The 26914-nt window shown below is 36.8% G+C and carries 20 protein-coding genes, 1 tRNA gene, 1 other RNA gene and 2 pseudogenes; 13 read left to right on the forward strand and 11 right to left on the reverse strand.

Annotation, left to right across the window (positions count from 1 at the left end; genetic code table 11):
- Nucleotides 1-412 precede the first annotated feature (412 nt).
- From PVV60_RS04675 to PVV60_RS04685, 3 genes and pseudogenes are all read right to left on the reverse strand, one after another.
- Nucleotides 413-646: pseudogene (locus PVV60_RS04675) on the reverse strand (DnaJ domain-containing protein); the annotation flags it as partial.
- Between the two features lie 955 nt (nt 647-1601).
- A complete protein-coding gene (locus PVV60_RS04680; protein ID WP_273723493.1) occupies nt 1602-2024 on the reverse strand; it encodes a hypothetical protein in 423 nt (140 codons plus the stop codon).
- Nucleotides 2025-2211: 187 nt separating this feature from the next.
- On the reverse strand, nt 2212-2907 hold the full coding sequence (locus tag PVV60_RS04685; protein ID WP_273723494.1) for a hypothetical protein: 696 nt from the start codon (nt 2905-2907) through the stop codon (nt 2212-2214).
- An 837-nt stretch (nt 2908-3744) separates the two neighbouring features.
- Between PVV60_RS04685 and PVV60_RS04690 the strand changes: the two genes are divergently transcribed.
- Nucleotides 3745-3930, forward strand: coding sequence for a hypothetical protein (locus PVV60_RS04690; protein ID WP_273723495.1), 186 nt, complete (start codon nt 3745-3747; stop codon nt 3928-3930).
- A 659-nt stretch (nt 3931-4589) separates the two neighbouring features.
- On the opposite strand, the gene PVV60_RS04695 is transcribed toward PVV60_RS04690, so the two are convergent.
- Nucleotides 4590-4664, reverse strand: a tRNA-Thr gene (locus tag PVV60_RS04695).
- 177 nt (nt 4665-4841) lie between these two features.
- On the opposite strand from PVV60_RS04695, the gene PVV60_RS04700 reads away from it, so the two are divergent.
- The 8 genes and pseudogenes from PVV60_RS04700 (at nt 4842) to PVV60_RS04735 (ending at nt 13661) form a co-directional block, all read left to right on the forward strand.
- Nucleotides 4842-4994, forward strand: coding sequence for a hypothetical protein (locus PVV60_RS04700; RefSeq protein ID WP_015856869.1), 153 nt, complete (start codon nt 4842-4844; stop codon nt 4992-4994).
- Nucleotides 4995-5171: 177 nt separating this feature from the next.
- Nucleotides 5172-6467: a UDP-N-acetylglucosamine 1-carboxyvinyltransferase gene (gene murA / locus PVV60_RS04705; protein ID WP_273723496.1), complete on the forward strand. Its 1296-nt coding sequence runs from the start codon at nt 5172-5174 to the stop codon at nt 6465-6467.
- A 1076-nt stretch (nt 6468-7543) separates the two neighbouring features.
- Nucleotides 7544-7810: a hypothetical protein gene (locus PVV60_RS04710; RefSeq protein ID WP_273723497.1), complete on the forward strand. Its 267-nt coding sequence runs from the start codon at nt 7544-7546 to the stop codon at nt 7808-7810.
- A gap of 1252 nt (nt 7811-9062) precedes the next feature.
- On the forward strand, nt 9063-9230 hold the full coding sequence (gene traD, locus PVV60_RS10745; protein WP_273723498.1) for a conjugal transfer protein TraD: 168 nt from the start codon (nt 9063-9065) through the stop codon (nt 9228-9230).
- Nucleotides 9231-9291: 61 nt separating this feature from the next.
- The gene (gene traG, locus PVV60_RS04720) at nt 9292-11175 is read left to right on the forward strand and encodes a Ti-type conjugative transfer system protein TraG (RefSeq protein ID WP_404977293.1); all 1884 of its coding nucleotides are present in this window, start codon (nt 9292-9294) and stop codon (nt 11173-11175) included.
- An 871-nt stretch (nt 11176-12046) separates the two neighbouring features.
- Entirely contained in the window at nt 12047-12439 is a 393-nt protein-coding gene (locus tag PVV60_RS04725; protein ID WP_273723500.1) for a helix-turn-helix domain-containing protein, read from the forward strand.
- Nucleotides 12440-12681: 242 nt separating this feature from the next.
- A complete protein-coding gene (locus PVV60_RS04730; protein WP_273723501.1) occupies nt 12682-13047 on the forward strand; it encodes a helix-turn-helix domain-containing protein in 366 nt (121 codons plus the stop codon).
- Nucleotides 13048-13284: 237 nt separating this feature from the next.
- A pseudogene (locus tag PVV60_RS04735) lies at nt 13285-13661 on the forward strand (helix-turn-helix domain-containing protein).
- 370 nt (nt 13662-14031) lie between these two features.
- On the opposite strand, the gene PVV60_RS04740 reads toward PVV60_RS04735, so the two are convergent.
- The 3 genes from PVV60_RS04740 to ssrS all read right to left on the reverse strand — a co-directional run bounded on the left by PVV60_RS04740 (nt 14032) and on the right by ssrS (nt 16445).
- Entirely contained in the window at nt 14032-14853 is an 822-nt protein-coding gene (locus PVV60_RS04740) for a TIGR00282 family metallophosphoesterase (RefSeq protein WP_273723502.1), read from the reverse strand.
- Between the two features lie 18 nt (nt 14854-14871).
- Nucleotides 14872-15477: a 5-formyltetrahydrofolate cyclo-ligase gene (locus tag PVV60_RS04745; RefSeq protein ID WP_273723503.1), complete on the reverse strand. Its 606-nt coding sequence runs from the start codon at nt 15475-15477 to the stop codon at nt 14872-14874.
- Between the two features lie 807 nt (nt 15478-16284).
- A non-coding RNA gene (gene ssrS, locus PVV60_RS04750) (6S RNA) lies at nt 16285-16445 on the reverse strand.
- Nucleotides 16446-16995: 550 nt separating this feature from the next.
- Between ssrS and PVV60_RS04755 the strand changes: the two genes are divergently transcribed.
- Both PVV60_RS04755 and PVV60_RS04760 read left to right on the forward strand, forming a co-directional pair.
- Nucleotides 16996-18018, forward strand: a complete 1023-nt coding sequence (locus PVV60_RS04755) for a DNA polymerase (RefSeq protein WP_273723504.1) — start codon at nt 16996-16998, stop codon at nt 18016-18018.
- Nucleotide 18019: 1 nt separating this feature from the next.
- A complete protein-coding gene (locus PVV60_RS04760) occupies nt 18020-18694 on the forward strand; it encodes a DNA polymerase (protein WP_273723505.1) in 675 nt (224 codons plus the stop codon).
- Between the two features lie 914 nt (nt 18695-19608).
- On the opposite strand, the gene PVV60_RS04765 is transcribed toward PVV60_RS04760, so the two are convergent.
- The 4 genes from PVV60_RS04765 to purE form a co-directional block, all read right to left on the reverse strand.
- The gene (locus PVV60_RS04765; RefSeq protein WP_273723506.1) at nt 19609-20394 is read right to left on the reverse strand and encodes a tetratricopeptide repeat protein; all 786 of its coding nucleotides are present in this window, start codon (nt 20392-20394) and stop codon (nt 19609-19611) included.
- 154 nt (nt 20395-20548) lie between these two features.
- Entirely contained in the window at nt 20549-20674 is a 126-nt protein-coding gene (gene ykgO / locus PVV60_RS04770) for a type B 50S ribosomal protein L36 (protein WP_013545486.1), read from the reverse strand.
- Between the two features lie 2921 nt (nt 20675-23595).
- Complete coding sequence (locus PVV60_RS04775; protein ID WP_273723510.1) at nt 23596-24732, reverse strand: 5-(carboxyamino)imidazole ribonucleotide synthase; 1137 nt, start codon at nt 24730-24732, stop codon at nt 23596-23598.
- 1 nt (nt 24733) lies between these two features.
- Complete coding sequence (purE, locus tag PVV60_RS04780) at nt 24734-25231, reverse strand: 5-(carboxyamino)imidazole ribonucleotide mutase (RefSeq protein WP_273723512.1); 498 nt, start codon at nt 25229-25231, stop codon at nt 24734-24736.
- A 714-nt stretch (nt 25232-25945) separates the two neighbouring features.
- On the opposite strand from purE, the gene PVV60_RS04785 reads away from it, so the two are divergent.
- Together PVV60_RS04785 and PVV60_RS04790 are read left to right on the forward strand one after the other, a co-directional pair.
- A complete protein-coding gene (locus tag PVV60_RS04785; protein ID WP_273723514.1) occupies nt 25946-26098 on the forward strand; it encodes a DUF5993 family protein in 153 nt (50 codons plus the stop codon).
- 10 nt (nt 26099-26108) lie between these two features.
- The gene (locus tag PVV60_RS04790) at nt 26109-26690 is read left to right on the forward strand and encodes a disulfide bond formation protein B (RefSeq protein WP_273723515.1); all 582 of its coding nucleotides are present in this window, start codon (nt 26109-26111) and stop codon (nt 26688-26690) included.
- Nucleotides 26691-26914 lie beyond the last annotated feature (224 nt).

The raw sequence follows: 26914 nt of genomic DNA on the forward strand, positions 1-26914 counted from the left end.
ATAGGGAAAGAACGGATAGAGACGCTACAATCTTTATATCTCTCGACAATCCCTTGTTATAAAAAATCAAAAATGACCACATTTTGTGAATTCACAGTGGGGGCACTCTTAATATTCTTCAAAAGCATTTTCATGAGATAATTTTCAATACCAATCTGGTAAACAGTAAAAATTGTTGTATGAGTATGAGCCAGAATATCAATTTACCAATCTTTACCAAATATCCTTTTATACTGACGAGAATTAATAACCCTATACTTATTATTCCTAGTGGTATATTCCACGTAAAGAGCGAAATTGTACCATAAATTAGAGGCGTTATTCCACAAATAATGAAAATAACACGCTTGATATTATTAATATTATCTTTTATTCTGTTCTTTTGGCTTCTACCTCTTTCAGAGGTCTTGTGATTGTTTTCAGAAGTCTTGTGATAGAATTGATTGTAAGCAGCTCTCTTTCGAGGATCTTTAAGAACTTCATAGGCTTCAAGAATTTTTCTGAATTTTTGTTTAGCTTCGGTACTAGAATTATGATCAGGATGGTATTGCAGAGCTAATTTACGAAAAGCAGATTTTATTTGTTTATCGTTGCATTCGTAGCTTACACCAAGAATTCCATAATAATCGTCTTCATTTACTATCATTAAATACTGCTACTTGTGTATGGCTTTTATTTTTATAGGATAGCTTAACTGATTTTTGTTGAATATATCAATGGGTATTATCTTATGTTTAAAGTATGGTGAAGATCGTATTGAATGGCGGGGCTGTACTTGGGGCCATTGTATCTAAATGAGGGGAGATACAGTTTAAAACGCTTGAAAAAGCAGGGTGTTTTTAATATTTTAGAAGTATTTTTTACAAAAATAGATTAAAAGAGAGACAATAAATCAAATATAAAGGGACAGTAATAATAGATAAGGTTGTCATTATTGTAAATTGTAAATAAACAGGCAGGAACCTTAAATCTAAAACGCCAAAGTAAACTAATGGGAACGGACATTATCGTTGTTATGATGAATCCTACGATAAACCATTGCATGAATAATTTTATTATATTTATTTTATCTTTATTAAAACGACATTGTTTTAGTTCTTCCTCTGAAATACAATCGATAATAAAAAAACAGGGTAAACAGGAAACTCTCTACTTGGACAAGCACTAACAGAAAATTTTTCAAGCTCTAACCATTATCTTTCACGTTCTTTTTTCAATATCTTCTTTTCTATTTTTTGTTTTATATATTCTTTGGAAATACAATTGATTGGAGAAGGACTTCCAACAAAAAAATCGTCTTTTGCCCAACCATGGGTTGTATTGTGCGTGAATAAAACAGCGCTTATTGCTGTAGCAAATAAAATAAAGTGTTTAAACATAGGGTATTTATTGTCTTTTGTTTCTAACAAGCTTTTATAAAGTAATTTCTATTGAATAAATCAATATGTGTTATTTTTATGTTGGTAAAATACAATAAATTGTATGTATTTTGGCACTTTGTATCTAAAGATGGCGATAGATAGTTCAAAATGCTTGAAAATGCAGGATACCCTTTGTTGAGAAGCACTTTTCATCAAATTATGGAATGAATAGATCAAAGTTTATGGTAATTTTGTATATTCTATGATAACTCTGTATAAGATCTCAATTTCATGATCAAGTTTCTCAAGTTCTTTCTTGTTTTTAGCTATACGCTCTTGATATGTCTCTATGTGTTTCATATGATTTGAGAGATGGGTATGCTCATTAGAGTGTTTTGCTTCATTCACATGTCGCATTGCATCTATTTCTAATTCTATAAGGCTGCACAGAGCATTAAATACATGATGTCGTTTTTTTATTATATTGACATGTTTTTCATAGAGCGGTTGCGATGACCGCCACTTGTTTTCCAAAAAAAATGTTTTTTCTATCCAGAGAATTTGGTAGAATTTTTCTGACCACCAGCGACTTCCATTAACGAGGAAAATGCGGAACAATCTCTCTCTCTCTTTCTGTAATTTCTTTTGAAGAGAAGAGTTCATTCGAATAAGTATATCCCTTTGAAGAATAAAAAAGATGCGTTGTTAAAAGGGCAATAATTAAGACGTTTCTCAATAAAGATTGTTTAATTAACATTGTTTTTTATACCCTTTTTGTGCTTGATTATAGTCATTGTGAGAGGGCTTAATGGTTCTTTAGAAGTATTTTGAAAGGCGTTTTATTGTTCGTTTAAAGGTTTTTTAGATACTGCGTCCATCTTTCAAAAGTGCTATATCTTACGGGTGGCTTTACATTTTCTTTGGGCATCATTGCAAGGTATACCTCTCTAGCCATAACGCACATTGTTGCTGTATTTCTAAAACGCGTGAGTTCATTGCCTATTATGAGCAGTTCTGTCTGAAGAGTTTGTTCTTTTCGACTAATGCCATTGGGAGAATCCAAAAATTTTTCTGCGTACGCAAACATTGGATCATCAAAGTTTGTTTCAAACTTTGCCTTGAGGAAAATATTTTCTATATAATCCCAATTTTTCCGGTATTTCATCCCGTTAGCTTTAAAAGCCCTAAGTCTTGTTGGTAAGTCGTTAAATGTAAGTGTGAGTATCGTTTTATCACCTTGCCATAAATCAAAAAAGCGTCCACAAAAAACAAGCAATATGTGATAATGTTTAAAAATATTAAATTCTGGAGGATTACTGGGCAATGTTATTAAATGCCTCCAAAATTGACTTTTGTCATGGGGTATGTCTACAGTCCATTCCATATACGCTTTTAAATATTCTACCTCTTTTTTTGCTTTTTCTAATTTCTGAGAATATTCTAAACGAGTGTAATTTTCATGGACATATTTTTGGTAAAGCCTATCGTATTCAGGAAGGTCGCTTACTTGGGTACAACCTAATAATAGGGATACAGAAAAAAACATTATAAATGTTATGACGTACGTTTTGAATAATAATTTAATCATTTTAATTTTTTAATAATTCTTGTTGAATAAATCAATATGTGTTATTTTTTTGTTGAAAATATAGGCAAAAACGTATTTAATGAAAACCGCGATAGTGATTATACTGTATCTAAATAAGGGTGGGTACAGGATAAAACCCCGCACACGCGGGGTTTTATCCGCTGGAGAAGACTTTTTTTTTTGGAGAAGACAAAGAACAGAGGAGACAGGGACAGTAAAAAATGTGCAGTAAATATAAGGGAGGTTCTGTCACCAAAATGGTTGTCCTAGGCGGGAATAGGGAATATCCAAAATGCTCTCAATGAAATATACTTGTTGTACATAGTTACGCGCTTGTTTTAAAGAAACATCTTGCTCTAAGCTCTTTTTATACTCATTTCATGTCCATTTCATATCGGCGTTTGTGCATTTCATGCTGGAGCTTGTGAATGGTATCGTGAGGGGTAACAATAAAGCCGCGTAAGTTATAAATGTAGATTATCAATATTGCGCAGCTCATCTTTGACTTTATGAAAAAGTAAGTTGGTACTATTTGGGGCTTGTTCTCAAGATTGCGGTTTGGGCTTTAGCTCTTGGGATGATTCATAATCTCGTTTACTGCGGGGGGATTTTTCATAAAGGGTAGGCTTTTCTTGGAAGGTTTCACGCCATATGGATCTTTCTGCTTGTGAACTGTAAGCGAAGAGGGGTGATTGTTTTCAATAGAATAGAGGGGAAGAGAATTTTTTGCTCTTCTTGTTCTTCTGCAAGAGGAATAACGCTATCGGTATCAATTAAAGTATTCGTATAAAAAAGATGCGTCTTGAAAGAGGTGGCTTAGAGAATGTGGAAAATATAGTGGATACAATTGGGAATGAGGGATCTTCTTCGAAAAGGCGGGCTATTAATTTTCTTGGCGTATGGGGTGGCTGGCATATAGGAGCCGTGTGGTGGCTTATTGAAAGCTTTATTGAGAGGAGGTTCTGGAAATGGCTCTGTTAGATCTGTTGTAAATGACGAATAGGATCGATGAAGCTTATTCTAATTTTTAGAGGGAATGCTTGTACTGTTTGAGGTGGATAGAGAGGCGAGAAGGATAAGATGATTGGGGTGGGGGACTTTAAGGATATCAACGGGATGTGTTCAAACAATGAGTTTATAATAATTTATTGTTGAGATTCAATTTGAATTTCAATGAGAGCCTGAAATAGTGTGAGATGTTCTTATACCTCTTATTTAAATTCTCTTATATTGAATCAAGTAAAATCGTTTGTCTGCATATTACAAGCGGGGTGAGCTTGTGGGGAAAAAATATTCAAGAAATAAAAATGTTAAAAAGGGGTAAGGGTGCCAAGAGGGGGAATAGTGAGGCTTGGCAAAGAGAAGGAGTGTTCTTAAGGGAAAGAAAGAGGAGGATGCAAGAAAAAGGGAGAGGTAATGGGAGAGGGATTATTCTTTGGGGTGTGTCAATTTCAAAAGCCGCTCATAAAGCATTTTGGAGATTAAGTGCGTCATTCAGTCCATTGATTTTGGAGCCATTGATTTTTAAGCCATTGAAGCGCATGGTTTAAAGGATAGGGGACTTGATGAAGCCGATGGAGGTTGGAGGAAAAGATTTAGGCTTATAGGGGCAAGAAGAGAGAGGCAAAAGAAGAATAAAATGGTGCTGCGAGAGAGGATTGAACTCTCGACCTCTCCCTTACCAAGGGAGTGCTCTACCACTGAGCTACCGCAGCCCCTTTTCAATCTTTGCGCTGTCTTGTGCCATATTGTCAGAAAATAGGCAAGAGAACATTTGTATATTCTTGCAAGAAAACGTATCTTATGTCATGACATATGTTTCTTATATGCTTAAATATTTAAGGTTATGAGTTGCTTGGATAGAAGCTCAACACTGTTTAAAAGGTTGCGCAATGACACAAATGCATCAAAAACAAAAACAAAATGAAATGAATCATCAAGATGAAAAAGCAAAACGGCGTCAAGAAAGATTAGCGCAACAATTGCGTCAAAACCTGAAACGTCGAAAAGAGCAAAGCCGACAAAGAGCGCAAACAGAACTCTAAAATGCAAAAAGCTCTAAAATGCAAAAAAAATGTTTTTTAATGAAGCTTTGCAACCAAACTTCTCAATAATTTGTTCTCATATTTAGAATGCGTTCTAAAACGATTAATAAAGCATAACTTCCCGAAGGGGGAAAATCCTTTGGAAGGGTAGGCACAAAGGAAAAGAGGGAAAACACGATGGATTCTATTCAAATTGTTGGGGGAGAACAACTTCAAGGAACAATTCCTATATCAGGGGCAAAAAATGCTGCGTTGCCTCTTATGATTGCGGCGCTTTTGACAGAAGAAACGCTCACTTTAGAAAATATTCCTCATCTAGCCGATGTCGAACTGCTTATTCGTATTCTCAATAATCATGGGGTGGGATATGCCGTTGATGGACAAGAGTTTAACGATGAGTGTGTCAATTCAAGAACAATTCATTTTACTGCGCAAAAAATAGCGACAACACGGGCGCCGTACGAACTGGTGAAAAAAATGCGCGCAAGCTTTTGGGTTATCGGCCCTCTCCTTGCTCGATGCTTAGAGGCTTATGTTTCGCTTCCTGGAGGGTGCGCTATCGGAACAAGACCTGTCGATTTTATCCTTGATGGACTTAAAACTTTAGGAGCACAGATTACGATCGAAAATGGATATGTTCATGCAAAAGCGCCAAGGGGGTTAAAAGGTGCTCACTATCGTTTCCCTAAGGTCACTGTTGGTGGAACACATGTGTTGCTTATGGCGGCGACATTGGCAAAGGGAACAACTGTTCTTGAGAATGCGGCTTGTGAACCAGAAGTGGCAAACCTTATTCGAACTTTGAATGCTATGGGGGCTCAAGTAACCGGTGAAGGAACAACAACGCTTACAATTGAAGGGGTTAAAAAACTTAAAGGAACAAAAATACGCGTTATTGCTGATCGAATCGAAGCGGGGACATATGCAATGGCTGTTGCTATGACAGGGGGAGATGTTTTTCTTAAAAATGCAAATCCTAATCATCTCACAAAAGTGCTTAAGGTGCTCCAAAAAACAGGACTTGAGATTCAAATAGAACCTCAAGGAATTCATGTTAAGCGAAATCCAAAGAACACCCAAATTATGCCCGTTGATATTAAAACAGGACCTTATCCTGCTTTTCCAACCGATCTCCAAGCGCAATTCATGGCGCTTATGACACGGGCTGAAGGCATTGCGCATATTACAGAGACGATTTTCGAAAATCGTTTTATGCATGTTCAAGAACTCAATCGTTTAGGGGCTTCGATAAAGCTTGATGGGCAGAGGGCAACCGTTTATGGAACAGAGCATTTGCAAGGGGCTCCTGTCATGGCGACGGATTTGCGCGCTTCTGTTTCTCTTGTGATTGCAGCATTGGCAGCAAAGGGAGAAACAATCGTCAATCGTGTCTATCATCTTGATCGTGGATTTGAGAGGTTGGAGGAAAAATTAGTCCGTTGTGGCGCAAAAATCCAACGTATCAGCGTGTAAATCTTTCAAAGATATGCCCCAAAGAATGACTTTGGAGAGGTTGCTTAGGGTGGATGTTGTTGGCGGCGTGCTTTCAGGTGTGCTTTGGGGGGCGTTTTAGCACAATGCTTTTTGGGGGGCTTGATCTCAAGGGTTAAGGGTTGTTCAGCCTTGCAATAAATGCGGGGCTTATCTCATAGTTCTGGAGTTTTTATGAGCGAGCATAAAAGAAGGGGGGGGGCTCATAAACAAAATAAAGACTGTATCATGGTCGAAGTGTTGTTTATGGCGCTCATGACACGGGGCTGAGCAATGCGTGCAAGATTACAAACCAGATACGTGTATTGAATAATAATAATTTATCGCATTAAAGTTTTAAAAGACTTTTCGGATTGTCAAAATGGGAGTTGGAGATTGTTTTATTGAAAATAATCTTATTTCATGATGGTAGAAGATTTATGTATAATTCGGGATTATTTTTAATCTACACATTCTTGTTTTCGTTTACCTGTGGGGAATTATTTTTTTATCCCATATTTTAGTTCTAAACTGTCTTAAAAAACAGAGATAAATAAACTCCAGAGCTGTCTTATTATAAATAAGTCCATTGAAAAAAGGAAAAATGAAGAAAATCTTGAAGTTATTGCGTTGTATAACTTTATCAAGTACCGCTGGATGTTTTCCAGATTTACCCTTGACTTTGAATGTGGGGAAAAGACTGTGAATGTGGGAGGAAAGCTAGATGCAGATCAGCTTGAGATCAAAAAAAGCACGATTAGAATATAATATGCTAAGCTTTTATGGAGATGGATTTTGGGTCATAAAGGCTTCACTATAAATGCGAATGCTCTGATTGAAAAATGTCTTATACAAGCAGGATATTATAATAAAATGAGAAGATCGGAGAGCGCGTTTGCTGTCAGAATTATTATATTAAAGCTCTTTTATTTTGGTTCGTTGTATTATTATTTTAAAGTAAAGTATTGAAAAAGATGTATTCAAAATGATAGTAAATATTTGCAATGTTTATTGTTTTTTAATATAAAAATATGCTATTAAAATAATTTATGTATTTTATAGTATTCAAGGAAAATGAAATGAAGCAGAATTTTAAATTATTGAGTGCTTTATTGATTATGATTGGATGTTATCAAGCTCAGTTTCCTCAAGCGATTGCAGATACATGGAAAAAGTCTGGTGTAAATCAACTTGAAAAAAAAGTTCTTTATGATGCTCCAGAAGATTTTCAGAATGACCCTGCTTATATAGAATGGTGTATAGTACATGACAAGAATCCGGAGTGTAATCCTTTAGAATCTCGTAATCCATGGAAGTTTAGTCGAACTCTTGGACACGGACACTGATGAAAAGAGTGATGTCATCTCTTTAATTGACGAAAAAATGAATATGGCAAACCTATAAAAGACGACCATAACAAAAAAGTCGCTTCATTCTTTAAAAGCTGAGGATGGCATTGTGAATGGAGTGTCGATAAAGCTTGTGGGTGAGAGGGTAATCGCATTTTATAGAACAGAGAATTTGCAAGGGGGACTCATTATGACGTCTAATTTGCGCGCTTTTTTCTTGTCTTTGTTTTTCTTGTGATTGCGGTTCTCTTGTCTTGTTATATGGGCGGGGAGGATTTTTATCGTGGGATTTGAGAGGTTAGAGGAAAAATTAGTCCGTTGTGGTTGTGGCGCAAAAATCCAACGCATTAACGTGTAATCCCGTTCGTGTGTTATCCCTTTGGGGAACACGTTCCTCTATAGCGCTGTCGTCACCAACTTATACGAGCAAGTAAGCTCATAAAATAATAATTTTTCATAACGAGAGTTGTCCATTATGATACGTAGTGAATTGTGGTCAACTTTTGCTGAATAAAGTTGGTTGTGGAATATTTTCAGCTGTTTTATTAAATATTTATTATGTATCTTCTGTGTGACTATTATTTATGTAGACTTCAATAAGACGATGAAAGAAACACCATAACTTTCATTACGTTTATCAGCTAATGACTAAAAACGACCACTTATTGTTGGTTCAAGTGCAAGTGTTAATCGTGCTGTTTTTAAATTACGCCGTTTACGTTCACTATCCTGTTTCGCTTTTACACTATGACGCGTTAACGTGTCATAAAATCATTTTTTTGTTCTATCGTATCTAAATCTTGTTCATTTACTTTTTGTACTTTTGTAAACGGTTGTAAATTTTAAAAATTTAGCAATGGAACCGCTGTTTTTTTTGTCATGTCACCTTTATCCTTCTTTGATTTCCTTTCGCTCTAAAGGACGCATATTCCTGATTTAAAGGGCTGTTCTGTAAAAAGTTTGGCTTTCTGTCGGCGGGGGTTTTGACCTACTCCTGACCACTCATGTGGTTCACTTTAAGAAGGCTCTACGGGGCAAGCCATGCCCATTTATTATACACTCTAAAAACACTTAATATGTAAAGTTTTACATGCCTTATATCACGGTTCTAAACAACAATGTTTTATGGCAAAATATGATAAATCGCGCTTTTTTTTCAGTGAACCCTAATGCATATTGTTATTGGGGGGCTCTGTTAAGAAGCCGATACAGTTTAGTAAAAGAGTTAAGTAAGAAATTTAAATAGTGCGTGAAGCATCAAAGAAACTTTAGAAAAACTCTTGAAAAAATTAGTTTAGGGGCGCTTTTTATAAAAGCCAGTCTTAGAGAGGCAGATAAGTCTTTTATCTTAAGAGGCTTGCTTTACATTTCAAAACTTGATAAAAATTCAAAAAATACAAAGATTGCAAAAAAATAGGACGAGAAGACTTTTCTGATATGTCGGGGGGAAAATGGTCAATAAATTAGACAAAAAATAGATTATATTTTTAGCATTGCCACTCATCTTTTCAATCATTGTAACTTTTTTGGTCAATATAACGATCAATAAAATTACAGAAAATGGAACGACGCCTGATGCTTATTGGTTTGTAAGATCAAAGCCACTGGATATTTTAATCCTTATTGCACTTTCATGTTCTTCATTCATCTTATTACAAAAAAAGCATACCAGAAAAAATATCACTATTTCGTCCATGATCATCTTTGGTTTGTTTGCAACTTATTATAGTGCAAATGAATGTATCAGACTTAGTCCCTATGTAGGTCAAGATAATATGACATGGGCGGATGTTTTCCCATTTTTTGATAGGATGGTTTTGGGGGGTGTTATTATTGGCATTGTTATCTTTGGTTATACGATGAAGCTTTCTTTGGCAAAAGCTTCACCTTTGAAAAATTCAAAAAATACGATCTTCGGTGGTGTTCAATGGATGGATATGAAACGCCTTGAAAAGATTTTTCCTCGTGATGGCGAAGTCGTCATAGGAGAGCGCTATAGAGTCGACGAAGATGTTGTTAAAGATGTCCCTTTTAATCCTAACGACAAAACAACATGGGGAAAAGGTGGTAGACAGCCATTGTTAACATACAAACTTAATTTTGATTCAACCCATATGCTCTTTTTTGCTGGTCCTGGTAGTTATAAAACAACCAGTAATGTTGTTCCAACTTGTCTCAAATATTCCGGTCCACTGGTCGTTTTTGACCCTTCAACTGAAATCGCTCCAATGGTAAAAAAAACAAGGGAGCTGTCAAAAAGAAAAGTATACGTTCTTGATCCTCATGGTTCTTCAACAAAAACTTTTAATCCTTTAGATTGGCTGTTAGATGAAAATCTTCCCCTTTATGAAAGAGAAGCGGGTTTGGTTGAAGTTGCTAGACTCCTTCTTTCTGAAAACGACAAATCAACGTCGACTGATCAATTTTCTACATCTCAGGCACATAATTTGTTAACAGGGCTTCTTGCGCATATTGTCTTTTCTGATGAATACACAGTAAAGGAAAAAAACTTAAAAACCCTTCACACGATCATGTCAATGCCAGAACCGTCCGTGATTGGAAAATTGCAATCTATACGATCAAATTCTCCATCGCAATTTATTCGTGAAACCCTTGGCGTTTTTACAAACATGGCTGAACAAATTTTCTCAGATGTCTATTCTACTGCTGCAAAAGATATACAATGGCTTTCACTCTCTAATTATGCAAACCTTATCAGTGGTCATGATTTTAAAACTACCGATATAACAAAGGGAAATATTGATATTTTTCTAAATATCCCCTCAAAAATTTTAAAATCTTATCCAGGTGTTGGGCGTATCCTTGTTGGCTCTTTTCTCAGAGTTATGGAAGCCGCTAATGGTAATTATGCAAAAAGAGCGCTCTTTATTTTAGATAATGCTGATCTTTTAGGATATATGAACATTTTAGAAGAAGCACGTGATCATGGACGCAAATATGGTATATCTCTCATGCTTTTTTACAAGTCTGTAGATCAAATAGAACGCTATTTCGGTTCGTCAGGCGTTATGACATGGTTTGAAAATTGTGCCTTTGTAAGCTATGCCGCAATAAAAGATATTAAAACTGCTGAAAATATATCTAAGGCATGTGGTCAAATGACTGTCGAAGTGAAAAATTCAAGCAAATTTCTAGGAGGATTCCATACAAGAGGGACAGAGAATATAAGTACCCAGCATAGACCTTTAATATATCCACATGAAATAACACAAGAAATGCGAAAAGACGAACAGATTATTCTTATGCAAGGGCAACCACCTGTTCGTTGTGGACGCTCTATCTATTTTAGACGTAAGGATTTAACAGCTCTTACTAATGAAAATAGCTTTTCTTCTCGATAAAGCACCTGTTTTTTAGTTAAAATGAATAAAATATTGTTGTATTTTTGGATGATATAATTAGAGATAAATCATTTTTATAATACATATTTTATAATATAATGGCTTGAAAATGGGGGAGTCATGAGCGATCTTTCTGCTAAGAAGACAAAACACCAAAGAAGAAAGGTTAAATGCAAAATAGAGCATTGCTTCAACTATAATGCGCAGTGCGTTCAACATAACACGTAGAATATTCGTTTGGATATTTAAAACAATGTAGAATATTGGCTGCGATATTTAAAAGGTTGTTTTACGCAATCTTCCTTATTCTAGTATTTATTCGTAAACCAGTTTTTGCTTTCTTAAACTTCTTTGCTGGTGGCTTGACTTTATTCCTATTTTTTCTTTTTTTCGGATACACGGCAGGAGCAGCATCCTATGAACACTAAACAGCAATGGTCATTGGTTTTGTTATCCTTATATTTCTTTGCTTGTTTGCTCATGATGCCTATGAAAAACTCTTAATACGTCTAGCGAATACGTCTAGCACCTCCTGAGTATGATCTTATACTGTTTAAATAAATAGCGCTCATTTCGTTCATATATAATTTAATCAAAAAGAGAGGTGGAGGGCTCTTATAAAAATACAAAAAAACACTGTTTTAAATTTTATTGCTAATTTCCTGAAATTATTTTATACCTTAAAGTGTGACTTTGGTCGTCTACGCAACGATCAGTAGGGTCTGAAAGCCCTAAAGTTCGATCATAAAATTAACCTACTTTTGTGGGTATCCCGGAATTCCGGGAGTTTTTGCTATGTCCAGGTGCTCTCTAGCACTAAAAGCAAAAAAAGCTGATTCGAACTCAGTACTTTCAGACTCCCGGAATACCAATGCGAGGGCGCTCGCAACCGGCAGGGGAGCTTGAAGTGAAAGCTAAAAATCCACACTTTAACGACATTTCGATAGGCAGAAAAATTCGCTTTAAAAGAACAATGATCGGAATGTCGCAAAAGCAATTAGGCAGCCAGTTAGGTGTGACTTTTCAACAAATCCAAAAATATGAAAAGGGCTCTAATCGTATAGGGGCGGGGCGTTTACAAGAAATTGCCGATATTCTCAATGTTCCCATTTCCTTTTTTTACGCTGATCTCTCAACAAAAGAAAACACCTTGGATCCTTGTGATGAAAGGATCTCGAGCAAAGAAGAGCACATCCTTTTGAAAAGTTTTAGAGAGCTCAAACCTAAGAAACAGAAAGCAATTTTGTGTTTGATTGTCTCATGAGATAAAAACACTATTTTAAATTTTATTGCTAATTTCCTGAAATTGCTTTATTGGTAAGAGAATGTTTTGGTCGTCTACGCAGCGATCAACAGGGAATGAAAGACCCGAAACTTGAGACACGTATTTATCCAGCTTTATGGATATCCCGGATTTCCGGGAGCTTTTGTTATGTCCAGGTGCTCTTTAGCACTAAAAGCAAAAGGCTGAGTCAAGTTTCAGCTCTTTCAACTCCCGGAATACCAATGCGAGGGCGCTCGCAACCGGCAGGGGAGCTTGAGGTGAAAGCTAAAAATCCACACTTTAACGACATTTCGATAGGTAGAAAAATTCGCTTTAAAAGAACAATGATTGGAATGTCACAAAAGCAATTAGGCAGCCAGTTAGGTGTGACTTTTCAACAAATCCAAAAATATGAAAAGGGCTCTAATCGTATAGGAGCGGGGCGTTTGCAAGAAATTGCCGATATTCTCAATGTTCCCATTTCCTTTTTTTACGCTGATCTCTCAACAAAAGAAAATGCCCTGGATCCTTGTGATGAAGGGATTGCAAGTAAAGAAGAGCACATAGAAACAGAAAGCAATTTTGTGTTTGATTGTCTCATGAGATAAAAACACTATTTTAAATTTTATTGCTAATTTCCTGAAATTGCTTTATTGGTAAGAGAATGTTTTGGTCGTCTACGCAGCGATCAAGAGGGATTCAAAACCCCTAAAGTTCAGTACATAAGATTAGCCTACTTTTGTGGGTTTCCCGGGATTCCGGGAGTTTTTGCCATGTCCAGGTGCGATGAGCACTAAAAGCAAAAAAGCTGACTGAACTCAGTGTTTTTGACTCCCGGAATACCAATGCGAGGGCGCTCGCAACCGGTAGGGGAGCTTGAATTGAAAGCTAAAAATCCACACTTTAACGATATTTCGATAGGCAAAAAAATTCGTCACAGACGCATTGCCATGGGGCTTTCTCAAAAGGCATTAGGAAGCTTTTTAGGAATAACTTTTCAACAAATCCCAAAATATGAAAAAGGCTCTAATCGTATAGGGGCGGGGCGTTTGCAAGAAATTGCTGATATTCTCAATGTTCCCATTTCATTTTTTACGCTGCTCTCTCAACAAAAGAAAACGCCTTAGATCCTTGTGATGAAGGGATTGCAAGTAAAGAAGAGCACATCCTTTTGAAAAGTTTTAGAGAGCTCAAACCTAAAAAACAGAAGGAAAAAGATTAATTTTTCGTTAGAATAAAGAAAAAATTAAAGATGCTCTTGCTAAATAATAAATTATTCTATAAACCCTTTTTTAGAGAAGGGGGTTAACATTTCTCCTCCCCCCCCCGCAGAAATGTCCAAATAGAACCTCCTTCTCGTCATTTTAAAAATCATGAAAAATTTGGGACTTTTTCCCTTTTTAAAAGAGTGACTTATTTGTGTTAGAAAAGTTGCTGTGTTTGGCAAATTGGGGGTGTGGTGTTTTTAGGGATTTGGGAAGGGGTTGAAAAATCATCTTGCCAGAAAGAGTTCTCAAAAGGAAACATTGGAGAGTGATCATCCAAAGGGCGCACAGTGGAGAGTTGTCATCAAAGGGACGGCTTAAAAGAAGCTACCAAAAATCTGGAACTTCAGGCTTTAAGTGAGGGCCAATCCGTACAGCTGAGACCTTTTCTGCTAAACCTGTGCGATCTGAAATCTCAACCGCTAAACCACAAAGGGTGGCGGGACCACATGCCGGTTCAAAACGATCTTGCTTCGTCTTATAAAGAAAACGGTGTAAGGGTTCTTCTTTATCCATTCCAAGAGATGAGTTATAATCTCCACACATGCCTGCATCTGTTAAATAGGCGCTCCCACCTTCTAAGATCTGAGCATCAGCCGTGGGAATATGCGTATGCGTGCCAACGATAACACTTACACGACCGTCAAGAAAATGGCCAAAACATTGCTTTTCGCTTGTCGTTTCTGCGTGAAAGTCAAAAATAACCGTATCGGCTTGCTCCATCAACGAACAAGCAAGCAGAATATTTTCCGCTGTTTCAAATGGATCTTCTACTTTGCACGGCATAAAAACGTTGCCTAATAGATTGGCGACAAGAACACGGGCGCCATTTTTTGCCGTAAAAATACCAGCACCTCTTCCGGGAGTTTCTTTCGAAAAATTGGCAGGGCGTAAAAAACGATCACTCTCATGGGCATACTGTAATGCTTCTTTGTGAGAAAAAGCATGATTGCCTGTGGTGACAACATCAACACCGGTCATCAAAAGATCTTGATATGTTTCTTGTGTGAGACCAAAACCACCAGAGGCATTCTCTCCATTTACCACAACAAAATCAAGCTGCCACTTCTTAATCAGTTGAGGAAGGTGTTCAAAAACAGCTTTACAGCCTGTGTTACCAACAATGTCACCTAAAAATAAAAAACGCATAGACGCTTTAATCATATTTTAATATTTTAAGAAACCTTTTTCTGTAAAAATGCCCTGGACCTGTAGATCATGTTCTGCTGCGGGAATAGAGGAAACCTCCTGACATGAAAATCCTATGCCCCATAATGTCATTTTATGCCCTTGTTTTTCAAGAGCTTCAACCGCACGGTCATAATATCCACCTCCATAGCCAAGACGGTGACATTGACGATCAAACGCAGAAAGCGGAACAAGAATATTATTGGGGATAACAACGCCATTGTCTGCACTGGGACCAAAGGTGCCAAAGCGCATGGGCTCTAGAGTTGTGCTGGGCGAAAATGCACGGAAAATCATGGTGGTGGAATCAAGCACTGCTGGTAAGGCTAAATGCCCACCGCGTAACGCTACAGTATCCAGTAAAGGACGCGGATCAATTTCCGATTTAATGGGCCAATAGCCTGCCAAAATGAGGCGTGAAAAATCTGTTCCCTTTTTTTCAAGATATTCAATAAAGTGGCAACAAGCACGCTGCGAAAAGAGTGTGCGCTCTTCTATTAAAAGAGCATCACGACGCGACAAACCGCTTTTGCGCTGCTGTGTGCGAAGGGATAAAGCAGATTCACAGAGGGGATTTTGTGTCATTGTCTCGCCAAGTTTTGCCAATTGTCTTATCAGATGTTGGCATTTTATCCATTATTGGCGTTTTGTAAATCTCTGTTAGGACAAGAGCTGTGCTTCATGAAAAAATATGCATTTTTGTGGTACGGTATCTTGGTGCGATAAACCGCTTTTGCGCTGCTTGTCATGCGAAGGGATAAAGTAGATTCACAGAGGGGATTTTGTATCATTATCTCGCCAAGTTTTGCCAATTGTCTTATCAGATGTTGGCATTTTATCCATTGTTGGTGTTTTGTAAATCTCTGTTAGGACAAGAGCTGTGCTTCATGAAAAAATATGCGTTTTTGTGGTATGGTATCTTGGTGCGATAAACCGCTTTTGCGCTGCTTGTCATGCGAAGGGATGAAGTAGATTCACAGAGGGGATTTTGTATCATTATCTCGCCAAGTCTTGCCAATTGTCTTATCAGATGTTGGCATTTTATCCATTGTTGGCGTTTTGTAAATCTCTGTTAGGACAAGAGGTGCGCTCATGGAAAGAGTGTGCGCTCTTGTGTTAGGGTATCTTGGTGCGATAAACCGCTTTTGCGCTGCTTGTCATGCGAAGGGATAAAGTAGATTCATAGAGGGGGCTTTTTTGTAAGTGCTGTCTGTTTTATAAAATAAAGCCTCTCGTGATTTTTATTTCTTGAAAAGAGCATATTGCATTTTGTTTCATAGAAAAGAGAGCTTCATAGACAAAAATAGATAAACAGAGGCTTATGCAGAAGGACTTTCTCAATTTTTTTTGGGGGGGAATTTTATTGAGGTAAAAAGGGTGATCCGGTAAAAAGGGTGATCCACAACAGCCGATGGAAAAAGTTGATCCCGGGAACCTATACAAATAGGTGGGCGCCATATGAAAAAGCCCACGGGCTTGATCAGGGACAGCTCCCTTGGAGATCACTAAGGTCTCAGGAATACGTTATTTCCTGTCGAGAAGCGCAGAACACCCTCCTTAATATAAAACAATTTCAGATCTTCTGCTAGAGATAAAATAACCTCAGTCTCTTATTTTTCATAAAGTTTTTCAAGAGAGTTTTTATAACCTTGCTGGTGGCTGCTAGAAAGGGCTGTATGATATATAGAATGCTTTATTCAAAGTAAAAAAGCACAAAATATGAGTGGGGGTGGGTGTTTGAGTGATGTAGAACGGTTTATTGGCAATAGCTTGATTTTTATGTTTTGGGGAAATGTTTGGAGGAGCTTTGAAGGGGGATATTTCTTATTCAAGAATGTTTGTTTAACTGATGTTGCGTCTTTGAAGTTTTTGCCTTGTGAAGCCATATTTCAGTGCTGTTTTATCAATTTTGAGGGCAAATTGTGAATGCTTTTCGTTTCTATGATTTTCTAAGTGTAAAAAAGGCATCACCAATCTCGGGGCGAAGGCTATGAGAGTGTTCGTGAAGAGCGAAATATAGTAAAAGATAAATATTTTTTGTCTTTTGAATGAAGTAAACACAATAAAAATAAAGAGGTAAAAAAATCTAAAGAGGGAGGAAACATGAGACTTATCAACTTTAGAAAATTATATACTTTTGCTTTCAAGGCGACAATTAAAGAACCTGTTAAGCCCTATATGGTTGCAATTGTTAATGTTGAAGATCTAACAGATATCACTGTTTTTACAATAAACGATGGTGATCCTGTTAGACTTTTTTTAGAATTTGTGAAAAAAATAGAAAACAGTACAAGATTTTATGCTTATAACCTAAACTATGATTATGCTATTATTCGATGTTGGTGTCATTTTAATCAAAATGATCTTATAACACTTAAATTTTATGATTTTATCTCGCAAAATGATAGAGTTCTTAGATCGGAACTTGCATTTCAATCAAATAAATCAAAAAGAGTTTATCTATTCGATGCATTAGAGTTATTTTTAGTCCCTTTGCAAGACATAATAACAGCTTTTACCGATTTAAAACAAAGAGGATCTTCTCTCTTTGAGTGCATTGATGATGTTATTATTCATCAAAATGATATCGATTGCTGTGTGAATGAAAGCAAGGGATTAGCCATTGCTCTCAAAAAAAGACTCCAATGGGGAAGAAATAAAATGACTTTTGCAGCTGATGCTAAAGCTGTATGGTCAGAAAAAATGTTTAAAAAATTTACAAAAATTAAAGCAGAAACATATTTATTCCCATCTTTAGAAGAAGGTGATGATTATATTTTTAGAAAAGCAAATGACGGTAGTTTTTGTTTTTTTAATAGATATATGGGTAAATTCATAAATAAAGAAATTGAAATTTATGATGTCAATAGTATGGGCCCTGCTATGATGTTAAAACAATTACCTATAGGGGCACCTCTTTATAAAAAAGGTAAAATTGAAACTAATGACTTACATCCTCTAGGTCTTCAGAGATTTTATATAAATTCAGCAGAATTAAGAGAAAACAAAATACCTATTTTAAATAATAACACACAATCATCATCTGGGGGTGTTGAATATTTACAAATTTTATCTGAATACGAATGCGAACATAAAAAAAATATTCATGTTAACATAAGAATTTGAATTGTTTAAACAATCTTATCATTACCAAAATTTGGAGTTATTAGATGGTTATCTCTTTCAAGCAAGAGATGACCTTTTTACTGATTATATTGATGAATTTTTTGAATTGAAAAATTCTTCAGATAAAACAATCAGCAGAATAGGAAAAATGTTTCTTAATTCATTATGTGGAAAAATGGCTGAACGTCCTCATAGAATTAAAAGATATATCGAATTTGAAAATGATGTCCTTAGATTTATTTGGGGTGAAACAATATTCCAAAAATGTGGTTATTTACCAATTGCTTTATTTGCTGCAAGCTATGCTCGTATGTTTTTAATTGAGTCTATTTACAAAATTGGACTTGAAAATTTTATCTATTGTGACACCGATAGTATCCATTGTTTTAAAACTGAAAATGCTAAAGAATTAGATATTCATCCCTCTAAAATAGGGGCTTGGAAATTAGAAAATAAAAAGAAAATTATAGCAGCTAAATATTTAGCTCGTCGTCGATATTGTTTGCAATTTGAAGATAATACTTTTCAAGCAGTTTGCCCATATATACCTTCTGACAAATTAACGCCTCACATCAAGTCATTGGATGACTTTCAACTTGGGAAAAGAGTTAAAATGACAGGTTTTAAAATGGGTGTTGGTGGTCTATATCCAATAGAAAGATTTGTTCCAATTTAAAGAAAATAGGAAAAGTAAGTATACTGAGAGATGAAAACGTGCATAGAAAGGCGTGAGGGTATTAAATTTTATCTTGTTCTAGCGTAACATACCCGTTATTTACTGGCAATATAAGATTGCCTCCTTGATAGGTTCAATGTTTTTAATGTGTGTGGTGAATGTCCTTAAGGCTGTTTGTCGAGCCTTAAGTTTAAGGAAATCCCATACGTGGGAAACCAAGTGAAGTCTGCTAGAATTCGGATTGTTTACAGATCGGAGCGGGTTAAGAAACTTCGTGCTTTGAGGTGTGGGGAGGATATTCATTGGCAATCGCTTGATTTTTATGTTTCGGGGAAATGCTTGGGGGAGCTTTGAAGGGGATGTTTCTTATTCAAGAATGTTTGTTTAACTTGATGTTGCGTCTTTGAAGTTTTTGCCTTGTGAAGCCATATTTCAGTGCTGTTTTATCAATTTTGAGGGGTGGAGGAGAGCTGATACGGTATGTGCTGCTTATGGGTTTCATAAAAATAAAAAAACAGATGATGATAGTTTATCAGAGGTGCTAAGCGATGTTTTAAGTTTTTTTCAAAAAATATTTTTTGAGGATCGTGTTTTATCATCTTTTTATCCATGATGGAGGGATAGTGAAAAAAGAGGCGGTGTGAGAGGACCAAGGCGTGCAGCGTTTTCTTGCTATGAGAGAAATTCTGTAGGGAGTATATTGAAAGTGTTTGGACGCAGCCTTCAATACAAAACAGGTCAAAATTCAAAAAAGACACTGTCAATTGCATGGAGTGGGGGCAATTGCGTGGGGTGGGTGTTTGAGAGTGTGGTTATAAGCAGGGGGCTTTTAGTTTATTGAGTGGAATGTGGAGAAGGCTTGCGTCTTAGCCAAGTTTGAAAGGATGCGTAGAGCGTTTCGTTCTTGAATGGGTTCAAAGAGATTGAGGTGCTTGTTCGTCTAACAGAGCTTGTACGCGCTTTTGAATTCTACGCATTTGTGGGTAATACTCTAATGCTGTTTCATAAGCTTTAAGAGCAAGTTTTGGACGCTCTGTTGCTTCCATGGTAACGCCAAGTTCAAAAAAAGCGATATAGTTACGCGGCTCAAGTTCAAGAGCATGGTTGAGATCAAGCATAGCAAGCTTGAAATCGTTTAGTTGAATGTGAATCCAAGCACGTCTTACCCAAGCTTCAGCGTGAGTAGGTAAAAGTGCAAGAGCATTATCAATATAATCAAGTGCAAGTCCATAATCGTCGCTACTGATCGCATTTTCAGCCCATGACATTAAAAGATCAATTGTATCGCTCCCCGATTGGGACCATAAAAGTTGAAGTTGTTGACTGATCTTTTTTGCTTGAGAAACATCAGCACAATATTTCAACTCTTTCAGTAAACGTAAAATTTCGGCTTCTTTGCGTTGCTTTACTCTGTCAACGTGGGAAAGCTGATCTTTGTCAAGATCTTCAAGAATAATCGCAGACAAATCAGAATCAGAGGGCATTGAGGAAGGCGGAGGAGAATTGGGAATAAGATCATCTAACGGTAAAAGCGATTGTGGAGAAGGACGATCTTCAGGAAGCGAAGGAGGATTTTGCCCATAGCTAGAGGGAACAAAACAAAATATGCCAACACAAAGGAGAAAAAACACGTGCTGGAAAATACAGAAAAAACGCGACTGAAAAAATCGAAAGGTTTTTAAAAAAATAGAATAATCCATAAAAACAAGCCCCCAAAAGATAAATCACCAAATATTATCAAATACTAGACTTGTAATCAACGGACTTATAACCAATGGACTCGTAACCAAAAAAATCTTAAGAAAAAATTTTTAAGCCTACAAACAGTAGGCATAAAAATATTAACCAAAAGAATTAACCTTGACGCGCTCTAAAACGTGGATTCGTTTTATTAAGAATATAAATACGACCCTTACGACGCACCAAACGATTGTTACGGTGGCGCTCCTTTAGTGCTTTAAGCGAATTTTTAATTTTCATCATATTCACCGTTAAACAGTTTACGTAACACAATACTATGATACAACATTAAAACAACTATGATATAATATTAAAACACAAAAATACAATATTACAACCCCAATATATTGCTCACTCAATGAACATTACATTGCGGCATTGTACTTGCATCATAACATCACATGATACACTTTTTCACTGTGATCACAAAAAGAAAAGCGTACTTTTAAGGTACGCATTAACACTTCATTAGCACAACAAATAAGTGAAAATTGCAAAAAAGTAAGGGAGATCTAACAAGAAGTCTTATTCTTGTCAAGGGTGTATTATACATTTCTTATGCTGTGTTAATGGTTACCTTGAAAGTAAAAATATTCTCGTAAAAAGAAGCACAAAAAGTGGAAATAAGGAAAAGCTTCTCATTTGTGAGAAAATAATCTTGTTTTTCCGTAAAATATTATCGTTTAGTAAGGGGCATGTAAAATTTATACCATGAGGTGTTTTTGTTAGTGTGTGTGATGATATTCTTAAAACCTAGAAAATAAACCGCATAATGAAGACAAATGGGATGAATTGTTAAGGATCAATTTCTATTGTTTAGAGCAAATAAGAGCCTCGCGTAGAGTTGAGATTTTCTCAGTGTAAATCTTTATATCTCATAGCATTTGCTGCTTGCATATCACAAGCGGGATTGGTGTATGGCTGAAAACACTTGAAGGTCAAGGAATAAAACGGTCTTTTATGAACCCTTTCAAGTGCAAGAGAGAGTTGCAACATTGGGAGCTGGCAAGCGGTGTGATGAGGCTGGCGTTTACACTTCATAAGCTTGAAGAGGGTGGTGTGCTATGAATGTTTAAGCTATTACCCGAGAGCTTTTATGTTCTATGATGAGGGGGTGTGAAGTGGTGGCAATGTGCATTGGCCAAGTATTTCTTTAAATAAGTATTTCTTTAAATAAGTATTTCTTTAAATAAGTATTTCTTTAAATAAGTGTTTCTTTAAATAAGTATTTCTTTAAAATAAGCGCGTAAATTGGTAACACAAGTGTTTTCTGTTTGAGGCTTTTTATTTTACGTGAGGGCTGAGAGAATGTTTGGGAATGGATAAGCTTCGTGCTGTAATCATATCCTGTAATGATATCTTTTACGTGGCGATTAAGAACGGAGCGAAGCGCTTGGCTCTTTTAATGAGGGATTAAATCTGTGTTGTTAGAGTGAAAGATTGTGCATAAATTTCTCTTTGAGGGCAATAGCTTATGATTCTTTGCAACCCTATTATTTCTAGGTGGATTTCTACGTGGGGTGGATTGCTGGATATTGTCAAACGGATGGGAATTCAAACTATCCGGTGAGAGAGCCAGTATACTGAGAATACAATTTGGCTCTTGAATGTGGATAGTTTGAATTCCTTTTAATATCCATGCTGTAGAAAAATTTGACCTTCCCAAGGGAGGTCTATGATGATGTTTATTTAAAGAGTGAAAGGTTCACATTGTCTGGTGATAGACGTAATAAAAGTATGTCATAATACCAATTGATATACATGTTGCTAATGCCAAAGAGGGCTGACGTAATCATCATTGGTATCCCGATCAATAGGGGCAATGACTCTCTTCCTACCGCGAGGTATGTTAGACAAAGAATTCCTGTCATTAATAAAAAGATTATCGACAGGATTTTCGTTACGAGAACAATGGGTTTACGAAAGGTTAAAAGAAAGAGGAACAACATATGTCTAAATGTCCCCCCTTTACGTTTTGGGGAGGAACAGATTGTGCCTCATTTAAAAGCGCTTCTTTATTTTCATTTTTGTTAGAAATGAAGTATTTTTTCGCACAATAAGCCTTTTAAAGGCAATGATAGTATTAAAATAATAGTATTAAAAAGTATAATTTAGCTTTATCAGGATAATAAAATAAACATTTATACTTAGTCAATTAAGGGTGCTATTAGCTGCTCTTGAAAGAAGCTTGCAGCGCGAAAAATCGTTGGAACTTCGTGAAGTGTGTGGGGCTGATGGTTTTGATGAATGTTATTGTTGAGCAGGATAGAGAGTTACAGACAGTCTTTTGGGGGTGATTACAGAGTATGCATAAATAGAGTATGCATAAATAAAGTGCGTTTACGGTAAGGGAGTTCATAAAAAACTGCGGGATGCAATAAAGATATGCCATAAAACCAATGCGCATTATACGGTGGTGATGCGCCTTATAATTTATTGTCTTAACAAGCTTTAAAGGTGGAAAAATGGATGCGCTGAAAAGAGAGGGGGGCGTGAGAGAAGAAAAATGGATCTGTAAAGAAGCCATTTAAGCCGTTGGAGAGAAGTTCAGGAAACTTTTTCGAGAAAGATGTTGAGCGGATGAACGAAAGGAGAATGTCCTCTATCCATTAAGAAAAAAAGAGAGAGGAGAAAGAAGAAAATTGCTATGCTGGAGGGGGGTATCTTCTGGCCAATATTGGGACGAATTCTCGAGAGTTGTTTGGGTGGAGTTATACATTTTACCTCTTTACAGCGATTTTATGAGAAAATAAAACGATGCTTTTGTGCAAAAATAAACGTAAGAAGAGAGGCTAGAGACAATAAAAGCGCAATCGTTGGGATTGGTATCTAGGGGCGTAATTGATCAGTCTTATTTCCTAAAGATTGGGATTAAAAGCAAAATGAAGGGGCTGCCTCTATCATGGGGGAATAATGATGCCTTGGAGGTAACATGTTGGAGAAGAGGGTGGTGTTGGACCGAGGGGGCGATGGTTGGATGAGGGGGTGTTTTTGAAAGATCAGGGCTTGTAGGAGGGGGCAGAGTTTTGGGTGGGGTTGTGAGGGGTGAAGGGTTGAGGCGCGCTTGTTGAGCCGTATGAATGGTTGATCTGTGTGGGGAGAGAGGTTGTGTTTCAATTCATTGGGGGAAACGTGTGAAAAAACGTTTTTATATGTGGGTGTTAAGATTTGTTGGCTGGTCCCATTAATTGGATGACATGCCCCATTTTGCGGTAGGGTTGAACAGTGCTTTTGCCATATAAATGGGTCGAGGTGTGCTCTTGTGTGAGAAAATATTTTAACGTGCTTAAATTGTTACCAAGAAGATTTGTCATTTGGCAATCGCTATGGCGATAGGGACTGCCTAAGGGAAGTCCGCAAATAGCACGGATATGCTGTTCAAATTGTGAAGTTATGCATGCTTTTTGTGTCCAATGACCAGAATTATGGACACGCGGTGCAAGTTCATTCACTAAAAGATGAGCATCCGTTAAGACAAAAAACTCAATACAAAGAACACCAACGTAATCGAGGGCATTCATGACTGTTAGGCTGATTTCTTGGGCTGCTTTTTGCACGTCAAGTGGAATATGGGATGGAACAAAGGATTTATGAAGAATCCCGTTTTTGTGTTGGTTTTCTGGGCAATCATAAAAAATATGTTCCCCTTTTTTTGTGCGAGCAGAAAGAACCGAAATTTCCGATAAAAAAGGAACTATTTCTTCTAAAATACAAGGCTGTTCCTGAAAAGTCCTTAAGGCTTCGTCAAGGGTTTGTTCATCGGGGTGGTCAAGCTTGATCTGGTTTTTTCCATCATAACCAAAACGACGCGTCTTTAAAAGACCACGTCCCCCTAAGGAATCGAGAGCGGAAAGAAGAGAAGAAGAATCGTCAACAGCATACCATGAGGCAGTGCCAATCCCTTGATTACGCAAAAATTGCTTCTCAAACAGTCGATCTTGCGTGATCTCTAATGCTTTGGAAGAAGGATAAACGGGCTTACTTTTCTCTACATATTGAACCGTTTGAAGCGAAAGATTTTCAAATTCATAGCTGACAACATCACACTGAGAAACAAAATGATCTAAAGCTGATGTATCGTCATAAGAGGCAACAATATGGCTGTTTGCTGTTTGAGCGGCTGGGCAATCGGCTTCAGGGCAAAAAATAACGGTTCGAAATCCTAATTCTGCGGCCGCTATGGCGAGCATCCGTGCTAACTGTCCGCCGCCGATTAAACCAATGACGCTGCCTGGAGGTAACATGTTAGGTGAGGGGGGGGTGGTGTTGGCTAGGGTGGTGTTGGAAAACGATACCATTTTAAACCTCCGTTACAGGCGTTTGGGCGACATTAGCTGTTTGTTGTTGACGCCAATCTTGTAATCGTTGGGCGAGATCATGATCATAAATGGCCATAACGGCTGCGGCTAAAAGTGCTGCATTAATTGCGCCTGCTTTGCCAATTGCTAATGTGCCAACGGGTATCCCTGCTGGCATTTGCACAATTGAAAGCAAAGAATCTTGACCAGAAAGAGAATGAGAATGCACTGGAACGCCAAAGACAGGAAGAGGCGTAAGGGCTGCTAGCATACCAGGAAGATGCGCTGCACCCCCTGCACCTGCAATTAAAACTTTAAACCCTACTTCTTTTGCTCCTTTTGCAAATTGATAAAGGCGTTCAGGGGTTCGGTGTGCTGAGACAATATGCGAACTATGAGAAATACCAAGATTCGTCAAAATATCTGCACTATGGCACATCGTTTGCCAATCCGATTGGCTCCCCATTAAAATCGCGACATCACATGATTTTTTCATCATTCTCCATCCTTTTGATTCAATGCGATTCTTTATCATTATTTTTTAAAAGTTTTATAGTCTCTTTGCAAAGCCAATTGATGACAGAGAAACAGTTATTTTGCAAATAAGATGGAAAGCTAAAAATTTAAAGGGGAATTTCGAGAGTTAAAAAATTAAAGTATTGAAGGTTATGAAGCATTTCTTTTAAGGGGGGATCAATTTTGAGGAAGAGCTATTAAGGGGGCACCATGAGGCTGTTGAGCTGCAGCATTGTCGTTTATTTAAGATAAGAGGAAAAAATACATTAGGGAAAAGCCATTGGTTGTAAGGTTTTCAAAAAAATTATTCGTTTTTTATTTGCTAAAATAAATACTGTATCCATATTATGTAAAATATAGTGGTAATTTTTAAATATTGCTTACAATAAAGAAGAGATGTATATCTGTCAGTTTTAAAGCCTGCTTAATTTTGCTGTTAAGGCGATTTTTCATGTATGGGGGGATGATCTTTATAGTTACTGATATTGTTGATACAAGAGAAGATAGTGATCAGTTCTTTCGGTCTGATGTCTTTTTAGAATAATTATAGAGTTCTTTGTTTTTTCACTTAAATATAAAGTGAATGATGAATTGTGAATAATAAATCTATTGTCTCTTTTTTGCCCAATTTTCTAATATGGTGAACGCTGAAGTAAATTAAGAGTTAAACAACGGATGTAAAGGAGATTTAAAAGCTATGTTTCTTCCATTTTTAATCGCTTTAGGGACTGCAATAACGTCTATGTATGGCAAAAAAAATATAAGTTATGCTTTGTGGGCAATTTTATTCGTTGTCATTCTTTTCACTTTCAATCATCACGCAACTTCTACTTTAAATTTATCTTTTTGAGAGAATAGCCATGGAACACGTTGAACAAAAAAATCCTCACTTCGTCATCTTTATGAATACGCTAGGACTCATTGGGTTATCTATTGTCTTGGTGGTGGCTTTTTATTATCAATTGGTGAAGTTTGAGTTACCTTGTCCCCTTTGTTTGCTCCAGCGCGTTGGATTGATGCTGGCAGGTTGTGGGTTCTTGCTCAATATTCACCATAAGGTGAAAAATACTCATTATGGTATGGTTATTCTTGGTTGTATGGTAACGAGTGCCGTTGCAGCACGGCAAGTGTTTTTGCATATAACGCCTGATGATTTGGGATATGGTTCAACGTTCTTTGGATTGCATTTTTATACTTGGGCTTTCATTATTTCTGTCCTTTGTATCCTTGCTGTTTCATTTGTCATGATTTTAGGCGAATTGGCACACAAGTTCAAAGAATTTTCTCCTTTCCCATTCTTGAGTAAAGCGGCAAGTTTTTTATTTGTGTTTTTGATTGCGGCAAATTTGATTTCTACTATACTGGAATGTGGTGGTGGACAATGTGCCGATGATCCTGTAAGGTATGAATTGTTATCAAATTGGTTCCCTTCACAATCTTGAAATTTTTTAATAATCCCTCATCATAATTTTTATTGTTAAAGAAGCGGAAATGTTTAAAAAATCCGCTTCTTTTTTATTGATTGGGAAGACATTTCAGCAAGAGTTTCGATAATTTGATCTTTATACCAACACTGGCTTTTATGAACGCTGGCGATTGATATTTTCTAGCTAAGACTTGCTCTGTGAACCTTTTATACTGTCTTTTGAGGGAGATGAGGGGATTG

The organism is Bartonella sp. AU18XJBT, from assembly GCF_028618595.1.
GTDB lineage: Bacteria > Pseudomonadota > Alphaproteobacteria > Rhizobiales > Rhizobiaceae > Bartonella.